This window comes from Botrimarina mediterranea, assembly GCF_007753265.1.
GTDB lineage: Bacteria > Planctomycetota > Planctomycetia > Pirellulales > Lacipirellulaceae > Botrimarina > Botrimarina mediterranea.
The window spans coordinates 1,145,058-1,159,987 of sequence record NZ_CP036349.1; the positions used below are offsets into that span (position 1 = coordinate 1,145,058).

12 protein-coding genes are annotated in these 14,930 nt (G+C 64.6%); 8 read left to right on the plus strand and 4 right to left on the minus strand.

The features are described from left to right. Positions 1–214 precede the first annotated feature (214 nt). Positions 215–700 (plus strand): hypothetical protein, encoded by a 486-nt coding sequence (locus Spa11_RS04535; protein ID WP_145108545.1) that lies wholly within the window; start codon positions 215–217, stop codon positions 698–700. A gap of 601 nt (positions 701–1,301) precedes the next feature. Continuing rightward, positions 1,302–1,628: a four-helix bundle copper-binding protein gene (locus Spa11_RS04540; RefSeq protein ID WP_145108548.1), complete on the plus strand. Its 327-nt coding sequence runs from the start codon at positions 1,302–1,304 to the stop codon at positions 1,626–1,628. Positions 1,629–1,751: 123 nt separating this feature from the next. On the opposite strand, the gene Spa11_RS04545 is transcribed toward Spa11_RS04540, so the two are convergent. Together Spa11_RS04545 and nadA are read right to left on the minus strand one after the other, a co-directional pair. Beyond that, positions 1,752–2,189 carry an aspartyl protease family protein gene (locus tag Spa11_RS04545; RefSeq protein WP_145108552.1) on the minus strand — a complete coding sequence of 146 codons (438 nt, stop codon included), beginning with the start codon at positions 2,187–2,189 and terminating at the stop codon, positions 1,752–1,754. Between the two features lie 27 nt (positions 2,190–2,216). Further along, positions 2,217–3,380, minus strand: a complete 1,164-nt coding sequence (gene nadA, locus Spa11_RS04550; RefSeq protein ID WP_145108555.1) for a quinolinate synthase NadA — start codon at positions 3,378–3,380, stop codon at positions 2,217–2,219. 406 nt (positions 3,381–3,786) lie between these two features. On the opposite strand from nadA, the gene Spa11_RS04555 reads away from it, so the two are divergent. From Spa11_RS04555 to xerC, 5 genes are all read left to right on the plus strand, one after another. Beyond that, positions 3,787–5,541 carry a S1 RNA-binding domain-containing protein gene (locus Spa11_RS04555; protein WP_145108558.1) on the plus strand — a complete coding sequence of 585 codons (1,755 nt, stop codon included), beginning with the start codon at positions 3,787–3,789 and terminating at the stop codon, positions 5,539–5,541. A gap of 181 nt (positions 5,542–5,722) precedes the next feature. Beyond that, a complete protein-coding gene (locus Spa11_RS04560; RefSeq protein ID WP_145108561.1) occupies positions 5,723–7,099 on the plus strand; it encodes an arylsulfatase in 1,377 nt (458 codons plus the stop codon). Between the two features lie 505 nt (positions 7,100–7,604). After that, complete coding sequence (locus Spa11_RS04565; protein ID WP_145108564.1) at positions 7,605–8,768, plus strand: hypothetical protein; 1,164 nt, start codon at positions 7,605–7,607, stop codon at positions 8,766–8,768. A 168-nt stretch (positions 8,769–8,936) separates the two neighbouring features. Then, positions 8,937–9,182 carry a hypothetical protein gene (locus Spa11_RS04570; RefSeq protein ID WP_145108567.1) on the plus strand — a complete coding sequence of 82 codons (246 nt, stop codon included), beginning with the start codon at positions 8,937–8,939 and terminating at the stop codon, positions 9,180–9,182. A 91-nt stretch (positions 9,183–9,273) separates the two neighbouring features. Continuing rightward, a complete protein-coding gene (gene xerC / locus Spa11_RS04575) occupies positions 9,274–10,173 on the plus strand; it encodes a tyrosine recombinase XerC (RefSeq protein WP_145108570.1) in 900 nt (299 codons plus the stop codon). A gap of 96 nt (positions 10,174–10,269) precedes the next feature. On the opposite strand, the gene Spa11_RS04580 is transcribed toward xerC, so the two are convergent. Together Spa11_RS04580 and Spa11_RS04585 are read right to left on the minus strand one after the other, a co-directional pair. Then, positions 10,270–11,262 (minus strand): PEP-CTERM sorting domain-containing protein, encoded by a 993-nt coding sequence (locus tag Spa11_RS04580; protein ID WP_145108574.1) that lies wholly within the window; start codon positions 11,260–11,262, stop codon positions 10,270–10,272. A gap of 283 nt (positions 11,263–11,545) precedes the next feature. Further along, the gene (locus Spa11_RS04585; protein ID WP_197529738.1) at positions 11,546–13,186 is read right to left on the minus strand and encodes a sulfatase family protein; all 1,641 of its coding nucleotides are present in this window, start codon (positions 13,184–13,186) and stop codon (positions 11,546–11,548) included. 274 nt (positions 13,187–13,460) lie between these two features. Between Spa11_RS04585 and Spa11_RS04590 the strand changes: the two genes are divergently transcribed. Beyond that, positions 13,461–14,870: a sigma-54-dependent transcriptional regulator gene (locus tag Spa11_RS04590; protein ID WP_145108580.1), complete on the plus strand. Its 1,410-nt coding sequence runs from the start codon at positions 13,461–13,463 to the stop codon at positions 14,868–14,870. The last annotated feature ends 60 nt before the right edge of the window (positions 14,871–14,930 follow it).

Genomic DNA, 14,930 nt, shown 5'->3' on the forward strand with positions numbered 1-14,930 from the left:
TCTTTACAAATCGTGATTAGAGAGAACGACGGTGACAAGTTCTATCAACACGTAGTGCGAGCAGCGAACTTGGAAACGGACAGCATTGCTGTCTCTGTCGAGTCTCGACTTTTCGCACGGCAGGCTGGGGGTAGGATAGTCGAGGTTGATGCAGGTGATGAAAAGGCGGTAGATGTGTTGGAAGCTGTTAGAGTAGCATTGCCTCAGTAGTTGTATGACCGCTTGGTATAGCAGACGTGTAAACGAGCGGCCTTACAAGGCAGTGGGTACGATAGCGGTGGCGTTTGCTACTTTGCTATCGACAGGCGCGCTCGTTTTCGGGGCGATCTTCCCCCGAGAGGATGCCCAAGCAGTTAGTTACTTGGTTGCACTGTTGTATTTTGCGTGTAGCTACTTGGCCAATGCAGTTGTGTTTACCGCGTTCAATTTGTCGAGATCGGGTTGGCGTAACACTCGAAGTACTGTTTATCTGTGGCAAGGTTGGGTTTTCTCTGGATGCGTCATTGCTTCGTCGATGGTGACGATTTCAGCGTCAGCGTATGTACTCTTGTTCGCTGACTTCCTGCCTGAGGAGGGCGGGGTGAAGCTCTACGGACAGTCAACAACGCCTGCCGATCTGTTTAGTATTGCAATGCTTTTTGCCGGGCCTTTGCTTTCCGTCGCGCTCGCAATCCAGATTTGGGCCAACTCATCAGATTGATGACAGTGTCATCCAAATTCGGAAGCGGCGGGTGGCCGGGGTCATGAGGCTCCGGGGGCTCCGCTACGCTGCGACCCCGGCCACACCATTAAGGGCGGCGGTCTTCGCTGCTGCCGATGCTCTCGAACCAGCGGTAGCTCCGTCGCTCTCTTACCAACCCACCGATCTCCTTTCCGAAACCCAGTCGAACCGCCCAGGACCCCGTCGAGTCCTGTGGCCAAGAGCAACGGGAAAGTACGGCAAAAACCGGGAAAAGGGGGCCTCGTCGCTAGAGCCGCTAGGAGGCCATTTGGCGCGTTATTGGCGCGAGGTGGACCTTTGGGCGCTGGGAGGGATTTGGACGCTGCCTCGTGCATCCTGGAGCGTTCTAGAAGGGTCCTGTGACCTCGGTCTGGCGACAGGAGGTTGGAGGTCGCGGGGGCCCCTCTTTGGTGGGGTTTTTGCGGGATTTGGCAGTTCCGGCTTCGCGATCACCAGCCTGCCGCCCTTCTTATGCTTTCCGTTGCCGTGAGTTCGGGTCGGCGGCGGCTTGGCATGGACGTTGCCGCCGTTGGCGTTGGTTCACACGGAACCCCCTCAACTTCACCCCAAGGAGGACCCGATGGCGACCGCGACCGCGAACTACAAAGAATGCATCAACGCCTGTAACGACTGCCTCGCCGATTGTTTGGCGTGTGCGGCGGAGATGATCGGCGAGGAGACGACGAACGATTGCCCCAAGTGCTGTCTCGAATGCGCCGCGATCTGTCGGGCGTGCGTCGAAGTGATGGCGATCGGCGGCGAGCACGCCGCGGCGCTCTGTCAGCTTTGCTCGGAGGTGTGCCAGTACTGCGCCGAGCAGTGCAGCGCTCACAAGCACAAGCATTGCCAACAATGCGCCAAGAGCTGCCGCCACTGCGCGGACACGTGCCAGGCTGTTGCCGCTTGAGGCAGGTTGGACGACGATCGAGCGGGCGTCGTTGGGCGCTCGCTCGATTTCGTTCTTGTCGATCGGATGTTGATATCGGAAGAGCCGCAACACCGACCACTAACGTGGCCGGCTCGCCACGACTCAATACATCTCTTGCATCCACTGCCCGCCGTGCGCGGGGTTGCCGATGAGTTTTTGGTTTCGCATGTCGATCACCCAATCCATCAACTCAAGCGGAACCTGACCGATCAGCACGGGGCAGCCTTCCGGCAATTCGGTCACGTCGATCGGGCAATCACGTCCATTGATCGTTAGTCGTACGGCGCTGAACAGGCGGACAACGCTCTTTCCTGCGGCAGTCATTGTCGTGGCGCTTCGATGCTCGGTGAGACCCAACTGCGCAACGAGGTTAGCCGGTATCGCCAGTCGAGTTGCTCCCGTATCCACCAGCGCGTCGTCGATCACCACCGTGCGGACTTGGTCGGGAGAAAGTTGCCCGGCCTCGACCATGTGCAGGTCGGAGAGGTTTTCAATCTTCGCGGTGACAAGGACGCGCCCCATCTCGGCGGTCTCAGACATGGCGATCGCTCCGTCGTGGGTGGGGGGTTACTTTACTTCCAGCATACGCTCGAGCGCGATCAGACTCCACTTCGCGGTCTCTTCATCGACTTCGATCGTGTTGATCGGGGTGCCGGCGGCGAAGTTTTCTAAGGTCCAGCAGAGGTGCGCCAGGTCGATGCGGTACATCGTCGCGCACATGCAGACTACCGGCGAGAGGAAGTGGATCTCTTGCTCGGGGTGTTCTTGCTTGAGGCGGTTCACCAGGTGCAGCTCGGTGCCGATCGCCCACTTCGATCCCGGCGCCGCTTCGCGGACCGCCTTGATGATCGCGCCGGTGCTGCCGTACTCGTCGGCGAGGTCGAACACGTCCTGCGGGCACTCGGGGTGGACGAGGATCTTGATGCCCGGGTGGTTCTTGCGGAACAGCTCGACGTGCTCGGGCTTGAACATCTGGTGGACGCTGCAGTGGCCGCGCCAGAGGATCACCTTCGACGCGGTGATCGCCTCTTCGGTGTTGCCGCCGAGTTCGGGCTCGTGCGGGTTCCAGACCGGCATGACGGCATTACTGACGCCCATACCACGCGCCGTGTTGCGGCCGAGGTGCTGGTCGGGGAAGAACATGACGCGATCCCCCCCCTTGCCGCCGTTGGACTTGTTGAAGGCCCACTCGATGGCGGCCTTCGCATTCGAGCTCGTGCAGACGATGCCGCCGTGGCGGCCGACGAAGGCTTTGAGGCTCGCGGCCGAGTTGATGTAGGTGACGGGGATCAGCCGCGTGGTGTCGATGACCTCGGAGAGCTGGTCCCAGGCGTCCTCGATCTGGTCGATCGCGGCCATGTCGGCCATCGAACAGCCCGCCGCCAGGTCGGGGAGGGTGACGGTGACGCGACGGCCGCCACGCTCGGCGAGCTTCTCGGGCCGGTTGGCGAGGATGTCGGCCGTTTCGGCCATGAAGTGGACGCCGCAGAAGGCGATCATCCGGCAGTCGGAGCTGTCGGCGGCCATCTGGCTGAGCTGGTAGCTGTCCCCCCGCAGGTCGGCCAGGTCGATCACCTCGTCCTGCTGGTAGTGGTGCCCGAGGATCAGCAGCCGCGGCCCCAACTCGTCCCGCACCGCCTGGATGCGGGCGTGCAGCTCGTCGTTCGAGAGCGATTTGTAAGGCTTAACGCCGTCGAGCGGGGGCTGAACAGCGGTTACGGCGGTGGTCATGGAGAGAGCAGGGGAGCGAGAGAGTCGGATATCCGAGACCCGATTGTAGGCAGGTCCAGTAGCCAGGGGTCAGTCGTCAGTTAATTCGGAGGGCAGGCGAGCCGGGAGCGTCAGCGACCTGTGGTTGGAACCCGCAGCACTCCGGTCGCTGACGCTCCCGGCTCGCCGCCAATCCTCCTGGCGACGGATCCCTGACCCCTGACCCCTGACACCTAGCGTAAGCCACACAGACTAGGCGAAAGGCGTCCCGATTAAATGCCGGAACTCCGCTAGCGGCAAGTTGCATGCGCCTATCGGCCCCGGGTACACTCCCGGGCTATAGAGGGCCGCGATCGGGCGGTCGCTCGGTTTACTAGCGGGGCGCGTCTTCGACGACGCGTCCGAACTGTTCGAGGCTGCGAGCGGGATGAACAACGAGACCAGCGTGGCGCCGTCGTCGCAAGAAGCGACGCAAAGCCAGGACCCCGTCACGGATGTCGCCCCTGCCCGCGAGACGCCACCGGCAGTCGCCGAGACGCCGCCCGTCGGTCCCGACGTTGCAACGGCGCAAGTGGAAGAGATCGCCGCCACGAGCGGCGACACGGCCCAAGCCGTTCCCGAACAAGCCGAGAGTCCAACGACCGGCGACGTCTCAACGGGCGACGTAGTGAAGGGCGACGTGGCGACGGGCGAGCGGCCCAGCGAGCGACTCCGTGTCGGCACGCAGCGCACCGAGGCCGACGCCGAGGCGCCCGCCGCCGACCTGCGTCCCAATCCGGTGAACCGGGTGACGGAAGGCGAGCCTCAGCCCAAGTCGTCGGGCAAGCACTACCCGCCGCCGAACGTCCGCTCCGCTCCGACGGCCGAAGAAGAAGCCGAGCTGGCCTCGCTGATGGAGGGGACGTCGGTCGATCAGGTCCTCGACTCCGAGACCGCCGCCGCGCCGCAAGAGCTCCCCGAGGGCTCCAAGCACAAGGCGAAGATCACCCGCATCACGGGCGACACGGTGTTCGTCGAACTGGGCCAACACCTGCAAGGCGCCGTGCCGCTGAAGCAATTCGAGGCGAAGCCCTCGCAAGCCGCCGCTGCCGCCACCGCGCCGGCGTCGGACGCGGCGCTCCAAGCGAGCGAAGGCAAGCCGGAAACGGCCGAGGCGGAAGCCACCGACGTTTCGCATCTGCCGATCGAAGGGGACGAGATCGAAGTCCTCGTCATCAGCTACGACTCCGACGAAGGGACGTACGAGCTATCCCTGCCGAGCGCTCCACAAGACATCGGCAACTGGGACGAGGTCGAGGCGGGCAAGATCGTCGAGGTGACGATCACCGGCAAGAACAAGGGCGGCCTCGAGTGCAAGGTCGCCGGCATCCGCGGCTTTATGCCGACCGGACAGATCTCGATCTACCGCGTCGAGAACATCGAAGAGTATGTCGGCCAGCGCCTCACCGCCGTCATCACCGAGGCCAACCGCGCCCGCAAGAACGTGATCCTCAGCCATCGCGCCGTGATGGAGCGCGAGCGGGCCGAGCAGAAGGACAAGCTGCTAGCGGAGCTGGCGCCGGGGCAGCTGCGCGACGGCGTCGTCCGCTCGCTGCGCGACTTCGGCGCGTTCGTCGATCTCGGCGGCGTCGATGGACTGATCCACGTCTCGAAGCTGTCGTGGGACCGTATCGGCCACCCGCGCGAGGTCCTCAGCGAGGGCCAAGCCGTCAAGGTGAAGGTCGAGAAGATCGACCCCGAGACCGGCAAGATCGCGTTGTCCTACCGCGAGACGGCCGCCAACCCCTGGGACTCGGCCGAGGCGGAGTTCCCGGTTGGCTCGACGGTGAAGGGCAAGGTCACCAAGACGATGGACTTCGGCGCCTTTGTGCGGCTCAAGGCCGGCGTCGAGGGGATGATCCACGTCTCGGAGCTCGACTACAAACGCGTCCACCGCGTTACCGACGTGCTCAAAGAGGGCCAAGAGGTCGAGGCGAAGGTCCTGTCGGTCGATCGCGGCAAGCAACGCATCGCCCTCTCAGTGAAGGCCCTGATGGCCGCCCCTGCGAAGCCCGAGTCCGCGGCCCGCGATGCGGAAGCCAACGAGCCCGAAGCCCCCAAGCCCGAACGCAAGAAGTTCAAGAACCTCAAGGGCGGCATCGGCACGCCCACGGGCGGCGAACAGTTCGGCCTCAAGTGGTGAGCTGAGGATTCGCGCGGAGACGCGGAGACGCGGAGAGCCAACAGGCGACGGCGAGCCCACGACGTGAGTCGTCGGTGTTTTCCGGCGAGCCGGGAGCGTCAGCGACCGGAGGACGCCAGGTACCCGCTTCGCTCCGGTCGCTGACGCTCCCGGCTCGCCTCTTCTCTAACGTCACGTTCGAATGCGACTTCTCGCTCTCGCGCTGCTGTTCTGCTCCTTCGCCTCCATCAACGTCGCTGCTGACCGCCTGCCGAACATCGTGTTCGTCTTGGCGGACGACCTCGGTTATGGCGACCTCAGCTGTTTTGGCCAGCAGCGGTTCACGACGCCGCGGCTCGACGAGCTCGCCGCGCGTGGCATGAAGTTGACGCAGCACTACGCGGGGAGCACCGTGTGCGCGCCGTCGCGTTGCGCGCTGATGACGGGGCTGCACACGGGACACTGCGCCGTGCGTGGGAACCGCGAGCGTCAGCCCGAGGGCCAAGAGCCGATGCCCGGCGATGCCGTGACGATGGCCGACCTGCTGAAGCGGGCGGGCTACGCCACCGGCGCGTTCGGTAAGTGGGGCCTCGGCTATCCCGGCTCCGAGAGCGACCCGCTCCGCAGCGGCTTCGACGAGTTCTTCGGCTACAACTGCCAGCGCCACGCCCACCGCTACTACACCGACTACCTATGGGACGGCGACCGGCGCATCGACATCGAATCCGATGTCTACACGCACGACCTGATCTTCGATCGCGCTCTCGATTTCATCCGCGATCACCAAGACGGCCCCTTCTTCTGCTTCCTGCCGGTGACGCTGCCGCACGCGGCGATGGAGGCGCCCGAGGAAGACCGCGCGCCGTTCCGCCAAGAGTTCGCACAGTTCGAGAACAACGTCGGAAAGTACGCCGGCGCCGAAGTGGTGAACCCGATCGCCTCGTTCCCCGCTATGGTCCGACGGCTCGATGGCGACGTCGGTCGGCTCGTCGATCTGCTGGGAGAGCTGGGCATCGACGACAACACGATCGTGGTCTTCACCAGCGATAACGGTCCGCACCGCGAAGGCGGGCACGACCCGGAGTTCTTTGACTCCAACGGCCCGCTGCGCGGCCACAAGCGCGACCTCTACGAAGGGGGCGTCCGCGCGCCGACGATTGTCTCTTGGCCAGGGCATGTCGCTGCTGGCGTCGAAAGCGACATCCTCTCAGCCGGCTGGGACTGGCTGCCGACGTTCTGCGAGCTCGCTGGCGATACAACGCCCGGCGGTCTCGACGGCGTCTCGCTGGCGCCCACGCTCACCGGCGCTGGCGAGCAACAGCAGCACGCATACCTTTACTGGGAGTTCCACGAACAGGGCGGCAAGCAAGCCGTCCGCCGCGGCCCGTGGAAAGCCGTCCGGCTCGGCGCCAACAAGAACCCACACGCCGCGCCCGAGCTCTACAACCTCGACAATGACCCCGGTGAGACAACGAATCTCGCCGAGTCAGAGCCAGCGATACTGGCGGAGCTGGTGCAGTTGATGGCCGAAGCCCACAGGCCAGCGCCAAGTTACGGATTCGGAACAGCGAAGCGATAGCAAAGGCGAGCCGGGAGCGTGAGCGACCGGAGGGAAGTTGGTACCCGGCATCCTCGGGCCGCTCACGATGATTTTTGCACAACGCGATCGAAGTCGTTTACGTCATGTTGCACCAAGCCATCGCTATTCGAACCGGGGGCTAAGGCCCCGCGGCTACTGAGTGCTAGCTGGCAAGATCAGCCGGCACGCCTTAGCGTCCGGTTCTTTGTAGCTGGTCAATGGAAATCTCGCCGCTCATCGGTGACCGGAGTTGGACCCGTGTACCCGCGTCACTCCGGTCGCTGACGCTCCCGGCTCGCCAGTTGCTCCTTCGCGCCTTGGCGGCTTTGCGTGATTCCTCCAACCACTTGCGTGGCCGGCTCGCCGTTTCCTCCGGGTCTCTGTGTGAGACATTCCGGCGATTCCGATTAAAGCGACGGCGCCGGTTGTGACGATGCCCACGAGGTAGGCGCACATGCGCCTGGTGCTAGCAGGGGGGCCTGCTGGCGTTGCGACGCACGGACGCATGAACCGCGGCCCCCAAAATCTCCTGCTGCTGGCCTTCGCGCCGCTCGTCTTCTTAGCGAGCGGGTGCTCGCTGGTGCTGCCTGAAATCTCGCACCAGCCGGTTGTCCACAACCCGTTCCCGCAGCTCAGCCGCGTGGCGGTGGTGCCGTTCTTCAATCAGAGCACCGAGCCGACGGTCGACGGCCGGCAATTCGCCGAAGCCTATTACGCCGAGCTGCAGGGCATCCCCGGCTTCGAGGTCGTCCCGGTCGCGGCGGTCGAAGCGGCGATGCGCCAGCAGAACGTCACGTTCGACCCGCCCGAGAACGCGGTGAACCAGGCGCGTTGGCTCGCACAGAAGCTCGGCGTCGATGCGGTCGTGATCGGCACGGTGACCGACTACTCGCCTTACTACCCGCCGCGATGCGGCGTGCGTGTCGAGTGGTACGCCGCCAACGCCGGCTTCCACGAGATCCCCGCGGGCTACGGCCTGCCGTGGGGCACGGCGCAAGAAGAGTTCATCCCCGATCGACTCGTGTTCGAGGCGGAGATGGCGCTGGCGCGGGCGCAGCTCGACACGCAATCACCGACGGTAGCGCCAGCAACCGATGGAGCGCCGTCGGCGCCGGTTATCAAGCCGGTCGATCCGAACACGATCCCACCGATGGACCCGTTCGATGAAGACGACGCCTCGGAGGTCGAGATCGAAGAAGCCGAACCACTGCCGGTTCCTCGTGGCGAAGGAGGCGTTGACGCCGGCGCAGGTCAGCCGCTGCAGAACGCTGCCTACGAGGCGCCAGCGGGCGGCGCAACCGCGTCAGGCGCTGCGAGCGGCGCCTCCGTTGCGAGTGATTCGTTCGTCATGACGCCACCGGATTGGCCCGACGCGCGCGGTTTCACGCCGCCGGGGCCGTCGCCCGTGCGGCCTGTCGCCACCGCGAACCCCGGTCCGGTTATGACGCACACGCGGGTCTTCCGGGGCAACGACCCCGAGTTTACTACCGCGCTTGCCAGTTATGTCGATTTCAGGGACGACGCGCGCTTCGGGGGCTGGCAGTCCTATCTCACGCGCAGCGAGGACTTCATCCGCTTCTGCTGCCACCAACACTTGGTGGAAATGCTCTCGGCGCGCGGCGGCGGTGATGAAACGCGAGTGGTGCGTCGTTGGTCCGACGGCCGATAGACCCCCAACGGCAGTGAGAGTTGTCGTTGCGATTTCAGGCTCGCAACGACAGCGGCATTGAGCGGCGGCCCAACGGATGTGGGCCCTGACCGCCGAGTCGCAAACCCTCTCGCTGTCTCCCACCCCCCCGCTGCTCCCCCCGCACGCGCCGCACGGAGGCGACCCGCCGTGAATGATGACGTCAATGTACTGGCCCTCGTGAAGGGCAAGGAACGTTACCTGTTCCTCTACAGCGATTCGCAGCAGGCCGAGGCGCTCCGCGCCTTGGGCCGGCAAGCGTCGAACCCCGAGCTGAGCTTCACGTGGTACGACGCCGCGGTCCTCAGCCGACGGATCCGCAACGAAGCGAAGAAGCACACTGCTATCAACGACCGCATTGCACGCCGCGCGGCGTTGCCGAAAGGCGAGCTTTGAGGTTATAGGCGAGCCCCCGATGTCAATCGGGGGAGGGTCGAGGCGTGATTCAACTCCCCCGATTAACATCGGGGGCTCGTAGTGAAGTCACATGCGTCGTCATCTCGGACAGTTCCTGCGACGCCTCGAGCGTGAGCGCGGCGCGTCCGAGCACACGGTGAAGGCGTACCGCGAGGACCTCTCGGCCCTGGCGGAGTACCTCGAGGACGAAGCAGGCCGCACGCCCGACCCGGACGGCATCACCGTCAGCGACCTGCGGGGCTATGTCGCCGCCCTCGGCGAAGCGGGTTACGCGAAGAGCTCGATCGCGCGGCGGATGTCGTCGGTGCGGTCGTTCTTCAAGTTCGCCCGCGCCGAGGGCTGGATTCAGACGAGCCCCGCTGACGCGCTGCAGAACCCCAGGAAGTCGCGGAAGCTCCCGCACTTCCTCACCGGCGACGAGATCTCGCGGCTGTTAGCGACGCCGCCCGCGAACACCGCCGCCGGCCGTCGCGACCGGGCGATCCTCGAGACGCTCTATTCGGCGGGCCTCCGCGTCAGCGAGCTCGTGGGGCTCAACGACGGCGACGTCGACATCGCGCAGGGTCTGCTGCACGTCCGCGGCAAAGGACGCAAGGAACGCCTCTCGCCCCTCGGCTCGTTCGCGAGTCGAGCGCTTCAGGCGTGGCGCGCCGATCGCAAGCTCGCGCCCAACGAAGCGAAGGGAGACGAGGCGCCCGTCTTCACGAACAAGTTCGGTCGCCGGCTGACGACACGCAGTGTCGCGCGGATGCTCGAGAAGCACTTGGTGGTCGCGGGCCTCGACCCGAAGACCTCGCCGCACACGCTGCGGCACAGCTTCGCGACGCACCTGCTCGACCGCGGCGCCGACATCCGCAGCGTGCAAGAGTTGCTAGGTCATTCAAGCCTCGTCACGACGCAGGTGTACACGCACGTCAGCAACACGAAGCTGCGCGAGGCGTACGAGAAGGCTCACCCGCGGGCGGGGTGAGTCGGTTGGCGGGCAACAAAGGCCCAAGCTAGCGCCGACAACCCTTGCTTACTTTGCTTGAGTTGCAGGCGCTAGTGTTGGGTCAGACGCGGCGTTTCAACGCCGGAGTCGCACGGCAACAAGAGCCAACGCCGCCAAGAGCGCCGTCGACGGCTCGGGAACTGCCGAGAAGCTGAAGTCGTCAAAGAAGTTCTTGCCCAGTAAGGGACCCGCGTTGAGTCCATCCTCGAGCTGCCAACGCAGCGTCGTGAAATCGCCCATCGCCTGCCCCATCGCGGTGCCAGCCGGAACGAGATTCGACCACGTGTTCGTCGAGACGTCGTAGTAATCGATGCCAAACGTGTCGCTAGTCAGGTCGAGATCGATCTTGAGCCCGTCCCAATTGGTCTGGTCCGCGATGAAAGATGTCGCAGTCCAAAGGTTGCTGGGGCTGACGCGCCACACGACCGAGTTGTCACGCAAGTAGCCCCACTGCAGGCCGATGTTGCCGACGCTATCAACGAGCGACAGCGTGAACTTGTCCCCCGCAGAGCCATCGGGGCCCGGGTTGAAGGTGTCGCCGGGGTTCGGGCAGAAGTAGAAGCCCATCGACAGCGGGCCCGACGTGACGCTCGCCGGCGTCACGCCCATGTCGTATTGGTCCAGCGAGTACTCGTGCACCATGGGTCCGGTGCCAAGTGGCGTGTCGTTCCGCAACGCCAAGTTGAAGTTGTCAGTGCGTCCGCCGAAGTGTCCGCCGACCGCATACGCGCCAATAGCGTTGGCGAAGCCCGCCGAATAGGGAATACCCTGCGCTACGAAAGCCGCCCGGTCGACAGAATTGGCGAAGTAACCGCCGGCAGGGCCTATCACTTTCCACAAGCCAGAGTCGGCCACTATCGTGGTCGGGCCAGCGCCGCCGCCAGCGTTGGCTCCATAGGCGCCAGAGTTGTAGTAGGAAACGTCGCCGCGGATATCGCCAGATTGTACGTCGTAACCGTCGGCGGGGACGAAGCTGCCGAGCCGCGCTAGAGTCGGTGTGACGACCCCAAGAGATGCCGCCAGGGAGAGCGCGCCCCACACATGGGCGCGCAAGAGGGTTGCTTTCATTAGCTGATCACCAGAGAAGAGGGCCTGCCGCCGACTTGAACGCCGGTGCGGCGTCACGCGTAGCGTGGCGCGCGCATCTTAATTCCTCCCCCGCTGTTTGTAAGAGGGAGCCGTCAAGATTGGACGACTTCCGGCGGATAGAAAGAGTCTATTGGCGCCGCTTGTACAACTTCTGATCAGTGAACCCCAAGTTACGTGGGTCTATAGCCAGTCGAGTCGAGGTAGATGCCGGCGCGGGGTCAACCCTGGCGTAGATTCGTCGATTCGACGTGGCAGCCTGCGCTCAAGTCGTCGGTTTCGCGACGCGTCCGAGGTCGGGGTCGTCCGGCGCGTAGGGCGGTTCGTCGAAAGCCTCCCCTTCGCCGACGACTCGTGGGTCCTCCCCGCGCCGCAGCTCGTCGAAGAGTTGGTCTCGGAGCGCTTCGAGGGTTTCGCGATGCGCCGGGTCGTCCGCCAGGTTGTGCATCTGGTCGGGGTCTTCGGTGACCGCGTACAGCTCCTCGGTAGGCCGACGCGCAAAACCCAGCCGCCACGCGTCGGCGATGTCGGCCGCGTTCTCATTACCGATGAACCACGTGAAGGTCGGGCTGCCGTCCATGTCAGTGGGGCGGACCCATCTGCCGCCTTGCCGTCGCATGCCTTTCACCAGCGGCGCGGCGAGTGGCGGCTCGGCGACTGGCCAGCGGTCCGGTGCAAAGTTGTGGATGTAGAGCCAGTCGCGGGTGCGGATCGCGCGGATGGGGTAGGGGAGGCCCGCGGGTCGAGCGTCACGCACGTGGTTCTCGCGGCCAATGATCGCCCAGCCGCGCAGCGTCGCTTCGTCTTCGGGCTCGTCGGCGCGGATCACGGGGAGCAAGCTCTCGCCGTCCATCGCTTCGACGGCGTTGATGCCGACCGCATCGAGCAGCGTTGGGGCGAGGTCGATCAGGCTCACGGGCGCCTCGATACGATTGCCGGCCGCGAGACGCCCCGGCCAGCGGATCGCCAGCGGCGCCTGCGAGCCGAAGTCGTAGACGTTGCACTTGCCGCGCGGGAATCCCGGCGCGCCGTGATCGCCGCTGACAATGAAGATCGTGTTGTCGAGTTCGCCGCGCTGCGCGAGTTCTTTGATCAGCACGCCGACGGCGGCGTCGAAGGCCTGCGCTTCGCCGAGGTAGTCGGCGAAGTCCTCGCGAACCGTCTCATTATCGGGCAAAAAGGCGGGCAGCTTGCCGGCCAAGGAATCGGGATCGATCCCCCATAGCCGCTTGCCTGAACCCCGCGTCCAAGGCCGGTGCGTGTTCGTGGGATTGAACCAATAGAAGTACGGCTGATCCTCATCACGATCCGCTAGGAACGAGGTGAAGTTCTGGCGCACCTCGTCGAGCAGCTCGCCTTTCGCCTCCAGTGGGTCGACGGACTTGGAGACGACCTGCGAGTAAGAGTTGAATCTCCTTCCCGCGGACTGGTAGTTGCGGTCGGCGCCACCCATGCGATCGGCATAGACGTGTAACTTGTACGTCCAACCGATGTGATAGCCGTTGTCCGCTAAGGTGAGTGGGAAACCACGGACGTTGTCCCAGGGATCATCGAAGCCCGGCGCCCAGGGGTGATGGAGCTGCGAGTGGCTGCCGTTGCGGAAGAAGTGCCGCCCGGAGAGGAGCGACGCACGCGACGGCGTGCAGCTTGGCGCGCTCACCAGCGCGCAATCGAACAGCACGCCTTCTCTGGCGATGCGGTCGAGGTTCGGCGTGTGGACCACATCGTTTGCCGACGGCCGCTCGGGATCGGCATAGACGCTGCCATGGCGTCCCAGGTCGTCGGCGAAGCAAAGGACAATATTCGGCCGCGGCCGCGCCGCCTCGACGGCGGCGCCGACAAGCAAAGCCGCCAGCGCTAGCAGCCGAGCGATACCGCCGGGACGAATCGGCGAACGTGAGATCAACTTGTGTATGCCGCGAGTTAAGCGCCCTCGTGGGGTAACAGACGCATTCGTCAAGATCGCTACAGCCATCCTAAACATCGATTCGCTCTACAAAATCTATCGAGGACGAGGGATCGGGTTGCCTAGGCGCTCATGATAACAGATGGGAGAGGGATCGTTCCGCCGCACAATCGAAACGATCGATTCGGGCGTCGTGTCTTTTTGACTCACCCCGGCTGTGACGTAGGTTTTTGGCGACACCAACTCCCGTGCCAAAACCTCAGGCGCCACGTCCATGTCCGCCGGCCGCAACACGCCCGATATCGCTTCACTCCTCTTGGTCGATGATGACCGGCAGGTGCTGGAGTCGATGGCCGATTGGCTGCGTGACCAGGGTTACGCCGTTGAAACCGCGACCGGTCAAGCCGAGGCGATCGAGCGCTTCACGGCGAAGGGCTACGACCTGTTGTTGTGCGACATTCGCTTGCAGGATGGCGACGGCTTCGACGTGCTTGAGCAAGCGCTGCGCCGTCGCCCCGGCATGCAGGTCATCTTGCTGACGGGATACGGCACGGCCGACTCAGCGATCGATGCGATCCGCGCCGGCGCCTTCGACTATCTCACCAAGCCGCTCATCGACGACGAGCTGCTGATGGCGATCGAGCGCGCCCTCGGGCAGCGCAAGGTGCTCGCCGAGAACACCGAGCTGCGGCAGAAGCTCGACCGCAAACACGGCATGGGCCACATCATCGGCGCCGACATGCGGATGATGCGTGTGTTCGACGTGATCGAGAGCGTCGCCGACACCCGCGCTACGGTGCTCGTCACCGGCGAGAGCGGCACCGGTAAGAGCCTCATCGCCCGCGCGATCCATACCCGCAGCGACCGCAGGACCGGGCCGTTCGTTGAAGTGGCCTGCGGCGCGCTGCCGGAGAACCTGCTAGAGAGCGAGCTGTTCGGCCACGTCGCCGGCGCGTTCACCGGCGCGGTGAGCAACAAAGTTGGCAAATTCCTCCAGGCGGATGGCGGAACGATCTTCCTCGACGAGATCGGCACCGCCACGCCGGCGATGCAGGTCAAGCTGTTACGCGTGCTACAAGAACTGGCCTTCGAGGCCGTCGGCGGCAGCGAGACGCACCGCGTTGACGTGCGGGTGGTGCTCGCCACCAACGAAGACTTGGCGAAGAACGTCGCCGACGGCACGTTCCGCCAGGACCTCTACTACCGCATCAATGTTATCAATCTCGAACTGCCGCCGTTGCGGGGGCGTTCAAGCGACATCCCGCTGCTCGCCCAGAAGTTCCTCGAAGAGGTCCGCGAGGACGCCAACCGCCCGAACGTCACGGGGTTCAGCGACGACGCCATCGCCGCGATGCAGCGCTACAACTGGCCGGGCAACGTCCGCGAGTTGCAGAACGTCGTCGAGCGCTGCGTGCTGCTAAGCCGCGGCGCTGCGATCACGCTGCACGACCTGCCTCCGGAGATGCGTCTGCCGGGCGTCGCGTTGGGCGGCTCGACGAGCTACGCGGGCCAGACGCTCAAGGAAGCCCTCGAAGGCCCCGAGCGGGCGATCATCCTCGAGGTGCTCGAGCTGAACCAATGGAACCGCAACGAAACCGCCGACCAACTCGGCATCAACCGCACGACGCTTTATAAGAAGATGAAGCGGCTGGGGCTCGAGGACCGGGCGCCGGTGGGGAGTTAGTGACGCCCCGTGTGAGCGGCACGGCGCTAGCCGCCGATGGTGTGATGGGTTGTCGTCGGG

Excerpts from the sequence above, each read along its gene's own strand:
- Spa11_RS04535 (WP_145108545.1), top strand. The coding sequence starts at position 215 with ATGACCGCTTGGTATAGCAGACGTGTAAACGAGCGGCCTTACAAGGCA.
- Spa11_RS04540 (WP_145108548.1), top strand. The coding sequence starts at position 1,302 with ATGGCGACCGCGACCGCGAACTACAAAGAATGCATCAACGCCTGTAAC.
- Spa11_RS04545 (WP_145108552.1), bottom strand. The coding sequence starts at position 2,189 with ATGTCTGAGACCGCCGAGATGGGGCGCGTCCTTGTCACCGCGAAGATT.
- nadA (WP_145108555.1), bottom strand. The coding sequence starts at position 3,380 with ATGACCACCGCCGTAACCGCTGTTCAGCCCCCGCTCGACGGCGTTAAG.
- Spa11_RS04555 (WP_145108558.1), top strand. The coding sequence starts at position 3,787 with ATGAACAACGAGACCAGCGTGGCGCCGTCGTCGCAAGAAGCGACGCAA.
- Spa11_RS04560 (WP_145108561.1), top strand. The coding sequence starts at position 5,723 with ATGCGACTTCTCGCTCTCGCGCTGCTGTTCTGCTCCTTCGCCTCCATC.
- Spa11_RS04565 (WP_145108564.1), top strand. The coding sequence starts at position 7,605 with ATGAACCGCGGCCCCCAAAATCTCCTGCTGCTGGCCTTCGCGCCGCTC.
- xerC (WP_145108570.1), top strand. The coding sequence starts at position 9,274 with ATGCGTCGTCATCTCGGACAGTTCCTGCGACGCCTCGAGCGTGAGCGC.
- Spa11_RS04580 (WP_145108574.1), bottom strand. The coding sequence starts at position 11,262 with ATGAAAGCAACCCTCTTGCGCGCCCATGTGTGGGGCGCGCTCTCCCTG.
- Spa11_RS04590 (WP_145108580.1), top strand. The coding sequence starts at position 13,461 with ATGTCCGCCGGCCGCAACACGCCCGATATCGCTTCACTCCTCTTGGTC.